This window comes from Melioribacter sulfuriphilus (assembly GCF_052656625.1).
Genome location: NZ_JBQXXK010000012.1, coordinates 1 through 9,596 on the forward strand (window position 1 = coordinate 1; position 9,596 = coordinate 9,596).

The 9,596-nt window shown below is 37.4% G+C and carries 9 protein-coding genes; all 9 read right to left on the bottom strand.

Annotation, left to right across the window (positions count from 1 at the left end):
• Nucleotides 1-475 precede the first annotated feature (475 nt).
• The 9 genes from rpiA to ACUN8G_RS13810 all read right to left on the bottom strand — a co-directional run bounded on the left by rpiA (nt 476) and on the right by ACUN8G_RS13810 (nt 9,092).
• Nucleotides 476-1,261 carry a ribose 5-phosphate isomerase A gene (gene rpiA, locus ACUN8G_RS13770; RefSeq protein WP_437345337.1) on the bottom strand — a complete coding sequence of 262 codons (786 nt, stop codon included), beginning with the start codon at nt 1,259-1,261 and terminating at the stop codon, nt 476-478.
• Between the two features lie 312 nt (nt 1,262-1,573).
• The gene (locus tag ACUN8G_RS13775) at nt 1,574-1,951 is read right to left on the bottom strand and encodes a GxxExxY protein (RefSeq protein ID WP_437345785.1); all 378 of its coding nucleotides are present in this window, start codon (nt 1,949-1,951) and stop codon (nt 1,574-1,576) included.
• Nucleotides 1,952-2,099: 148 nt separating this feature from the next.
• Nucleotides 2,100-3,137, bottom strand: coding sequence for an MlaD family protein (locus tag ACUN8G_RS13780; protein ID WP_437345338.1), 1,038 nt, complete (start codon nt 3,135-3,137; stop codon nt 2,100-2,102).
• A 10-nt stretch (nt 3,138-3,147) separates the two neighbouring features.
• On the bottom strand, nt 3,148-3,885 hold the full coding sequence (locus tag ACUN8G_RS13785; RefSeq protein WP_437345339.1) for an ABC transporter ATP-binding protein: 738 nt from the start codon (nt 3,883-3,885) through the stop codon (nt 3,148-3,150).
• The gene (locus ACUN8G_RS13790; RefSeq protein WP_437345340.1) at nt 3,882-4,691 is read right to left on the bottom strand and encodes an MlaE family ABC transporter permease; all 810 of its coding nucleotides are present in this window, start codon (nt 4,689-4,691) and stop codon (nt 3,882-3,884) included. Before ACUN8G_RS13790 ends, ACUN8G_RS13785 begins: the two co-directional genes overlap by 4 nt.
• Nucleotides 4,692-5,257: 566 nt before the next feature.
• Entirely contained in the window at nt 5,258-5,545 is a 288-nt protein-coding gene (locus tag ACUN8G_RS13795; protein ID WP_437345341.1) for a GIY-YIG nuclease family protein, read from the bottom strand.
• A 290-nt stretch (nt 5,546-5,835) separates the two neighbouring features.
• Nucleotides 5,836-6,456: a ribonuclease HII gene (gene rnhB, locus ACUN8G_RS13800; RefSeq protein WP_437345342.1), complete on the bottom strand. Its 621-nt coding sequence runs from the start codon at nt 6,454-6,456 to the stop codon at nt 5,836-5,838.
• Nucleotides 6,446-8,143, bottom strand: a complete 1,698-nt coding sequence (locus ACUN8G_RS13805) for a BamA/OMP85 family outer membrane protein (protein ID WP_437345343.1) — start codon at nt 8,141-8,143, stop codon at nt 6,446-6,448. Before ACUN8G_RS13805 ends, rnhB begins: the two co-directional genes overlap by 11 nt.
• Nucleotides 8,124-9,092: a 1-phosphofructokinase family hexose kinase gene (locus ACUN8G_RS13810; RefSeq protein ID WP_437345344.1), complete on the bottom strand. Its 969-nt coding sequence runs from the start codon at nt 9,090-9,092 to the stop codon at nt 8,124-8,126. Before ACUN8G_RS13810 ends, ACUN8G_RS13805 begins: the two co-directional genes overlap by 20 nt.
• Nucleotides 9,093-9,596 lie beyond the last annotated feature (504 nt).

Consider the following 9,596-nt stretch of genomic DNA (forward strand, 5'->3'; position numbering starts at 1 on the left):
CGAAGCAAACACTCCGGGCTCGTCTCGATACGCACTACGTACTACTTCGACGAGCGGCTGCATCCTGCGGTCGTTGAGTTTTCTTCGATAGAAGAACATATCGAAACGACCGCCTGAGCTCGTTTCGATACGAACTTCGTTCTACTCAACGAGCTTAGAAGTCTGCGGTTGCTGAGCTTGTCGAAGCAAACACTCCGAGCTCGTTTCGATACGCACTTCGTGCTACTCGACGAGCTTGAAAATTTGCGGTTGCTGAGCTTGTCGAAGCAACCGCTTTTGTAAAAGAGGATTTTTAAGATTCTTCAGAGGTTGCTTCGTTCGCTTCGCTCACTCGCAAGGACATGGTCTCACTCACAAAGACGTTGACAAATCTAAAAAACCAAAACTCATTCGGGAATAATTAATAATTATTCCACCTGACAATATTTAAAGAACTTCCACTTTTCATTAGCGATTTCGACACTTTGCTCGATCGCTAAGAGGCAGTGAGAATTTCTACACCATTATCTGAAGAACAGTAAACTGAATCTACAAGTTTATTCAAAAAAATTCCGTGCTCTACGACACCAGCTCTTTCGTTCAACAACGAGCTTAATTCTGCGGGATTGTCAATCTTTCCAAAGTACGCATCAACAATAAAATTTCCTTCGTCAGTAATAAAGAGTTCGCCAGCTTCCGTTTTTCTAATTTTTGTAGTGGCGCCGAGCGACTCAAGAAATTTAATTTCACTTTCCAGAGCAAATTGTAAAACTTCTACTGGCACAAAAAAGTTCGTCCCTAATTTTTCTGATATTTTTGTTTTATCTACAACTATTAATAATCTTTTTGTATTCTGAGCAATCACTTTTTCCCGCAGCAAAGCACCACCACCACCTTTAATTAAATTCAATTCGCTGTCGACTTCATCTGCACCGTCAATTGTTATGTCAATTATGTTTGCCAATTTTTCGGGGTTGGTTCTTTGTTCTTTGTTCGTTGTTCGTGGTTCGTGGTTCGTGGTTCGTTGTTCGTGGTTCGTGTTTTTTTTAAATAGTTGGTTTAAGGACAGTAACGGAATTCCGAGTTCGGTGGCTAAGTCTTCCGTTCTTTTTGAAGTTGGGATACCGTAAATATTTTTCAAATTACCGTCCTTAATTTTTTCAGCGATTTTCATTATGGCAAATTTAGCTGTCGACCCCGTGCCCAAACCTACAATCATGTTGTCTTTAATCTCGTCAACTGCCTTTTCTGCTGCAATTTGCTTCAGCTTACTATAATCCATGACTTTATTCCTAAAAAATTTCGTGCCAATGTGAATTAATTTGATTCCTTTAAAATATTCAATTTTTTTCACAAAATAGGTGCGAAATATTTTCGGGGTTTAAAAATTTTTTGCGGTTTTTTCAATGCAAGGAGGGAGGGGAATATTGAAACCGCCAAGAACGCTAAGTGTTCTCTGCGTTTCTTTGCGATCTTTGCGGTTTAAAAAAATTAGTAGCTCAGCCTTATATCTTCTTCCTTTGAAGTAGAAGGCAATATTGAAACCGCAAAGAGCGCTAAGAGCGCTAAGTGAGTTTTGCGGTTAAAAAATATTTTACAGATTATTAACCACTCTCCTAATTCCGTCCTTTAACATTTTCACATTAAAATTAATCAAATAGCCAAGCTTACAGTTGCTCAACTTCAAGTAAGTTAATATCTGCGCCAGATGGACATCGTTTAAACTTTCCACAGATTTTATTTCAATTATAACTTTTTTATTAACCAGCAAATCAATTCGGTAACCGATATCGAGTTTAACATCTTTATAAACAACCGGCAATTCTTTTTGTGATTCAACATACAAACCTGAATTAATTAATTCATACTTAAGAGTAGCCTCGTAAGTCGATTCTAAAAGTCCAGGCCCGAGTGTTCGATGTACAGACAATGCACAGTCAACGATAATTTTTCCTATTTCATTTTCCGTCAACATTTATTTCTCTGCGGCTTTGGCGGTTATGCATATATTTATTGAAACCGCTAAGAACGCAAAGAGCGCAAAGTGTTCTCTGCGCCTCTTTGCGGCCTTTGCGGTTTAAAAAAATCTCTCTCTGTACGTTAGCAATGTAATAAGTTATTCACTCTTTAGCATCGAGTTTCTTTTCTAGTTCGAGTAATTCTTTTATCTTCATATCAAGAAGTTGATTCTGTCTTTTCAGTTCCTCAATTCTCTTTTCAATTTCTTTTTCATATTCAACCTTATTCCAGTACCCTCTCTCCTCGAAGTAGCCTTTGAAAAGCCAGTTATGTTTGAGTGCTTCCATATTTTCGTAGAGACTCGAAGTAGCCATGCGTGCTTCGTCTGAAGTGCGTGTTAGATTCGAAATAACCTGCTTAAGCGAATCCGCCATTTTTTGATCGCTTACCAGCACACCCAGTACTCCCTCGCCTCGATCAACTTTGTCGACGACTCTTTTTACATCGTAGATTGCCGAGTCGACATTAGAAATAATTGATTTTATACTTCCGGTCATTTCAACAATAATATCTGAAACATCTGTTAATCGTTTAGTAACTTGAGTTAAGCTCCTGTCGGCATTTTTTGTAATGCTTACAGCCGATTCATAAAGTCGGTCGTCGTTGACAATTTTTCCAATTGTTCCTTCGCCTTTATTAACTTTGGCAACTATTTCTGCCAGATCTTTCGTAAGGTCTTTCAAGTATGAAATTGTCGATTCCGTTTGTTCCATTATTACAGAAAGATTGAGAGGATTCTTAGATTTAATTATGCCGCCGTTTTTGATGACGGGTTGGTCGGCAGAGCCAGGCGAAATGGTAACAATCTTTTTACCGACGAGTCCTTCAGTTTCAATTGAAGCTTCGCTATCGAGTCGGATGAAATGAACCAGGTCGTTGTCTATTCTCATAACGACTTCAACGTTTCCATCTTTTCCGCCTACTAAAGAGATATTGCTCACACTCCCGATATCGTAGCCGCTCAGGCGCACCGGAGCGCCGGGTTTTAGTCCTTCTATCTGATCGAAATATGTTCTGATTTCGATTGTGCTTGTAAACAAATTTTCTCGATTCCCTATTAAAAAAATTGATATTACCAGAAGAACTGTACCGATAAAAATAAATAGCCCCAGGCGTGCTCCTTCCAGATTTTTTAACATTACTACCTCACTAAGCTTTAATTAATTCGTGACTAAAAAAGTTTTTCAGGAACGGGTCGTTCGATTTAATAAGTTCATCGATTGTTCCTTCGTAAGCAATCTTAGCATCTTTCAGAAAGATTGCTCTATCGGCAATAATTTCTGCGCAAATCAAATCGTGAGTAACAATAACAGAAGTCATATTTAATTTTTTTTGAAGGTTTAGAATCAACTCGCTGATTTCCTTTGTGGTAATTGGGTCGAGTCCGGTAGTTGGTTCGTCGTAGAGCATCAAGCGCGGCTCTGTAATAATCGAGCGAGCAAGTCCAATTCTTTTTTTCATTCCACCCGATAATTCAGATGGCATTTTATTGATTGCGTGCTCTAACGACACAAGTTCCAGCGTATATTCCACTTTGTCGTTAATTTCCTTATCAGTAAGATTCGGAAAATTTCTTTTGAGAGGAAATGCCAGGTTTTCCCTTACGGTCATTGAATCATAAAGAGCTGCACTTTGAAATAAGAAACCGATATTTTTTCGTACTTCATTCAACTGCTTCAAATTAAGAGCTACTATATTTTTCCCATCAACCAAGATATTGCCGCTATCGGGAGATAATAAACCGACAATGCATTTAAGCAACACGCTTTTGCCCTGTCCGCTTCTTCCGAAGACGACAAGGTTTTCACCTTTCGAAACATAAAGTGAAATGTTGTCGAGTACAACCAGTTGTCCGAATCTTTTACTAAGATTTTCTATTTCGATCACCCGAGCGTTGGCCATAACCATAAAGTAATTTTTACTAAAATCATATCAAAAATTAAAATCAGAAGAGAAGCAAGAACAACTGAAGTAGTCGAAGCTCTTCCGACTCCTTCGGTGCCTCCTTCGGTTGTATATCCTTTGTATGCGCCGACAATTCCAACTATGTAACCAAATACAAATGTTTTTGCAATTCCAGGGACAAAGTCACCGAATTCAATTGACCTTATAACCGAGTCGATATAGTATCTGAAATTAATACTTTCTGTAATTAGGATAGCAAGGTAGCCGCCAAAAATAGCGATAACGACCACATAAATTGTAAGTACTGGTAATATCATTGTAGTTGCAATTACACGAGTTACTATCAAGTATTTAAACGGGTTAACGCCTGTAACTTCCATTGCGTCGATTTGTTCAGTAACGCGCATCGAGCCGAGTTCTGCACCGATACCAGAACTGACACGACCGGCAAAAATGAGCGCAGTTATAACAGGTCCCAACTCCCTGACTACGGAGAGAGCAACCATTCCAGGCAGAAAATCTGATGCACCGAATCGTGCCATAACAGGTTGGCTCTGCATTGCAAGAACCAGGCCGATGATAAATCCAGTGACGCTTACAATGCCGAAAGTTTTGACACCCAGCTCGTCCATATGCTTTTTAATTTCTGGAATTTCATAAGGAGGCAGAAATGCTTGTTTGAAGAATTCGATGTTGAAAATTGTAAGTCCTGTAATGGTAGCAAAAAAATTATAGAGATTATCTCTAAAATTTAATTTTCTGCCATATCGATGTTTGGGTAGTTTCATTGTTTATTTATTCTAAATAGCACTTCCAAAATAGTAAAACTATTTTATAGTTAAAAAGGGATTGGTGTGCGGGGGTTATGGTGTTCGTGGTGCGGGAGGTGGGGAGTTTTTTGTTTTATGGTAATATGCTTCTGTTGTAAGTCCTTACGTACGAGTATATCAACATTGTCTTTGCGAGTGAGTAAAGCGAACGAAGCAAACTCTGAATAATCTTAAAAGTTCACTTTTACGAAAGCGGTTGCTTCGACAAGCTCAGCAACCGCTGCGTGTGCTTAATTGCTCTTTATTAAAACTACATGAGATTGCTTCGTCCCGCCTTCGGCGGGACACGCAATGACAGTCTCAGGATTGTCTTATCGAATGATTCCCAAAAGTCTTTGCGAGCGAGTGAAACGAACGAAACAAACTCAAACAAAAGCTTTCTTAGATTACTTCGTCATCCCCCCCGCCTATGGCGGGGTGATTCCTCGTAATGACATTTACTGACTTGTTTTTGCAAAAAAACGGAGTGAGCGAAGCAAACTCTCGTACATAGTTTTTTCAATTTAACAATGCTAATCCTGACGTTAAATTAATTCGTTATATAAGTCGCGCCAGGAGGGATTCATATTATTTATAAGCTCGAGCTTTTTTCTTCGTGAGCCTGCTTTTATTTGCTTTTCTCTTCTAATTGCATTATAAGGTGAATCATGAATTTCGTACCAAACCAGTTTTGTGCAATTATATCTTTTCGTAAATCCTTTTATTAGTTTGCATTTGTGCTCATAAACCCTTCTTATGAGATTATTTGTCATACCGGTATAAAGTACTGTATTATTTTTATTAGTCATAATATAAACGTAATACTTCTTCATTAGAGAGACTCTAATGCTATATGAATGTAAAATTATTTATTAAAAAGTACAATTGAAAAATATTTTGTATTGACAAATGAGAAATTACAATTGATCCTGGCTTTGCTAAAGAGCCTCTCCACTTTGTCTTTGCGAGCGAGTGAAACGAGCGAAGCAAACTCAAACAAATGCTTCTTCAGATTACTTCGTCATCCCCCCGCCTATGGCGGGGTGATTCCTCGTAATGACATTTACTGACTTGTTTTTGCAAAAAAACGGAGTGAGCGAAGCAAACTCTTAAAAAATGAATGTCATTCGGAATTATCAAAAATATTTTTTAAGAAGGTTTTTCTATGGATTGGAGTTATCCCATATCGCTTAATTGCATCGTAATGCTCTTTCGTAGGATAGCCTTTATTTTTGTACCATCCATATTCAGGATAATAGAAAGCATAATTCTTCATAATTTCGTCACGAGTTACCTTTGCCAGAATCGAAGCCGAAGCAATTGCAAATGATTTTGTATCTCCTTTGACAATTGTGCGGCATTCAAATTCAGTGTCGAATTTTTTATTACCATCGACTAATATCAAGTGAGGTTTCACGCTCAATTTATTCGTTGCGCATTGCATAGCTTTCAAAGTTGCATTCAATATATTTATCCGATCAATTTCTTTTTGATCGACAATTCCCACTCCATACGACAGTGCATTTTTAATAATCCACTCAAAAAGTAGTTGTCGTTTTTTTTCACTTAGTTTCTTTGAATCATTAATTTCGTCATTCCAAACCCATGAATTAAAAATAACAGCAGCAGCAACAACTGGCCCGGCTAAGGGTCCTCGACCCGCTTCGTCCACTCCAGCAATGAATTCACCATCATTTTTCAAGAAAGAATTATCAAACTCTTTCAGGTTCATATTAAAACTCATTAATTATTCCGAAATGAATTTTCCCCTCTCGATAAGAATCGCCTTTGCCAAGAGCAAAACTGACACTCATTATACCGAATGCAGTTTCGAAATTAATTCCCATTCCATAACCAAATTTATAATCCGAAATATCATCGCGCTTGAAATATCCAGTATCAAAAAAGAGAAACGCATAAGTTTTTTGGGTCAGAATATATCTGTATTCAATATTCGACCAGAGAATTCTTTTGCCGGCAAATTGATTTTCAATGTAACCGCGTAATGTATTTGAACCACCGAGCAAATACATATCGCTTACTTCGATATTATCGCCTCGAATTTCGCGTGCATGAAAAGCAAAGGCAAGCACCTGCAATCGAAATATTTCAAGATAATAACTGAAATCTACTTCGAATTGTTGCAAACTGTAGTTTCGTTTTTCAGGTAGATATTCCGCCGGTCCGTTTATTTTTTTTGAGTTGAGTTTATAAGTATTGTTAAACAAAATTCCACTCAGTGGAGAATAAACATTCTTTCTTGTGTCGATACTTAAATTAACACCGGTAATCAATGAAGTAGAATTATAAACCGTAAAACTTTTCATCTTGCGTTCAGTAGGAATAGTTGAACGATGCGCAACCGAGATTGAGCCCGTTACATCTTCGGAAGCAATAAATATTAGTTCGGCAGAAAGATTTCTTTGTACGTAAGTTGAATCCTGAATTCTCTGAAACAATCCCGAACTTAAATTCAAAGGGAAACCCAAAAGCCATGGTTCAAGATAGTTGACTTCGAGCTCCTGCGAATTACGATTTTCATTTTGCCAGCGGAAAGAAAGATTTCTTCCGGTACCAAAAATATTTCCGAGTCCAACATTTACCAGTCCCGTCACATAACCTTTTCCTGATGCGCCTGCAGGTACATATCCGATTATTCCGTCGAACTGGTTCGTCTGTTTTTCTTTTACTTTTATTCTCAGTACACCTTCATTTTTATTATTAATAAAATATTCAGGCTTTTCCACAGTATCGAAATATTTTAACCTCATCAATCGCTCTGGAATTTTATTTATTTTATCACGCGTAAAAATTTCGCCAGCAGATATTCCTGCGTTTCTCAGTATGACATATTTCTTTGTTTTATTATTACCCTCTATTTCTATCTTTTCAATTTTCGCTAAAATACCTTTATCTATATTTAGATAAATATCCGCAAAGTGTTTATTCTGGTTTTCGAAGAAATAAATGGAAGCGATCTCAATTTTAGCAAATGGATAGCCTTGTCTTTCATAGTAATCCAGCAGACGATCGACATATTCCTCGAATTGCAACACAGAAAATATTTTTCCTTGAAGTTCGTTAATTACGTCGGTAATAAAAGTTGAATCCCAATCTCGAGCATCCACAAAAATTTTATTTATAAATGTTGGATTTCCTTCGTCGATTTCTATCTGGGTTTTATCATTTTCGTATTTCTTGATTATTACATCCGTGTGATAATAGCCGTAGTATGAATACAATTTTTCTATTGCGGCTTTAATCGAGTTGTTTTTGGCTCTTTGAATTACAGAGTCAAGAAGACTTTGTAATGTTTCCGAATTAAATAGTTTATTTCCTTTAAACAAAATTTTATTTGTTGGTTGAGAAAAAGTATTAATGCTTAAGAGAAGCAAAAGATAAAAAACAAATTTAATATCTCGGCGTGTCATCGATAATTTTCATTTTCTTTCCAATCGGCTCTACCTTAACTAGTTCAATTAGATCCGAATATTCTTCGACGGAAACAGCACTGGTCTCTAGTTTGGAAGCATTCGCCGATGCAGTTGCCGTTGCAATGCGAATAAATTCATCGAAGACCATTGATTTTTCCAGTCCATATGCAATACCTGCTACAAAAGAATCACCGCTTCCAGTTGCATCATAAACATCTATCTCTGGAGGAAAAATTTTATAATGAAAATCAAATTTGGCAGCGTAATATGGTTGGCCTCCGTCGGTTATAAAAATTAACTTTATTCCTTTCGAATAAAGATGTTTCATATAGCTGCGGATCTCCTCTTCACTTGAAAGCGAGATGCCGAGCGATTTTTCAATTTCATTCTTATTATTGTGAATTGCTGTTGGTACTGCGTTAAGACAATCTTCGAGATGAGGGCCGTAAGTATCGAGGATTGAAATCTTATCGTATTTATGGGCTAATTCTATCCCATATGGAAAAATTGAATTTGCATTTGCCGATGGAGAACTGCCTGAGAAAACTACAATCGAACAATTTTTTATCATTTTATCGAGTTTCGATTTGAATTCTTCTACTTCACTGGATGTTACTTCGTTGTTTAAACCAAAAAATGTAGTCACTCGCTTATTTTTTTCTTCGATTATAAGTTCAGCAGCTCTTGTCTCGGATTTGATTGATTGAGCTGTGAAATTTATTTTTTCTTCTGTCAATACGGAACGAAGTATCTTACCGTTATTGCCACCCAAGAAAGTAAGTGCCATGTTTTGAATTCCGAAATAATTCAACTGACGGCTAACGTTTATTCCTTTTCCACCAGCTGCATAGGCTTCATTTTTACATCGATAAGATTTTCCCAGTTCAACTTCTTCGAAGAATTTTCTTCTTTCAAGTAAAGGATTTATTGTTACGGTTAGAATCATAATTTTTCATTTTTTTCGATATGCTAAGATATCGATAATTCATCAAAGATTCTCATTATTAAGGGTTTGGGGGATTTTTGTAATGGGGTTTGGGTGTTCGTGGTGCGGGAGTTTTGGTGTTCGTTGTGCGGGAGTTGGGGAGTTCTTTTGCTGGAATTTATGCTTTTGTTATAAGTCTATGTGAACGTGCATATCAGTCTTGTCTTTGCGAGCGGATGGAGCGAGCGAAGTAAACTCTGAATAACCTTAAAAGTTTACTTTTACGTAAGCGGTTGCTTCGACAAGCTCAGCAACCGCTGCGTGAGTCAAATTGCACTTTATTAACATGAGATTGCTTCGTCCCGCCTTCAGCGGGACTCGCAATGACAGTTTCAGGTCTGTCTTGTCGAATGATTCCCAAAAGTCTTTGCGAGCGAGTGAAACGAGCGAAGCAAACTCTGAAAAATTCTAAAAATTCTCTTTTACTATGTCGGTTGCTTCGACAGGCTCAGCAACCGCAGATTT

Excerpts from the sequence above, each read along its gene's own strand:
- ACUN8G_RS13790 (WP_437345340.1), bottom strand. The coding sequence starts at position 4,691 with ATGAAACTACCCAAACATCGATATGGCAGAAAATTAAATTTTAGAGAT.
- ACUN8G_RS13795 (WP_437345341.1), bottom strand. The coding sequence starts at position 5,545 with ATGAAGAAGTATTACGTTTATATTATGACTAATAAAAATAATACAGTA.
- rpiA (WP_437345337.1), bottom strand. The coding sequence starts at position 1,261 with ATGGATTATAGTAAGCTGAAGCAAATTGCAGCAGAAAAGGCAGTTGAC.
- ACUN8G_RS13780 (WP_437345338.1), bottom strand. The coding sequence starts at position 3,137 with ATGTTAAAAAATCTGGAAGGAGCACGCCTGGGGCTATTTATTTTTATC.
- rnhB (WP_437345342.1), bottom strand. The coding sequence starts at position 6,456 with ATGAGTTTTAATATGAACCTGAAAGAGTTTGATAATTCTTTCTTGAAA.
- ACUN8G_RS13810 (WP_437345344.1), bottom strand. The coding sequence starts at position 9,092 with ATGATTCTAACCGTAACAATAAATCCTTTACTTGAAAGAAGAAAATTC.
- ACUN8G_RS13805 (WP_437345343.1), bottom strand. The coding sequence starts at position 8,143 with ATGACACGCCGAGATATTAAATTTGTTTTTTATCTTTTGCTTCTCTTA.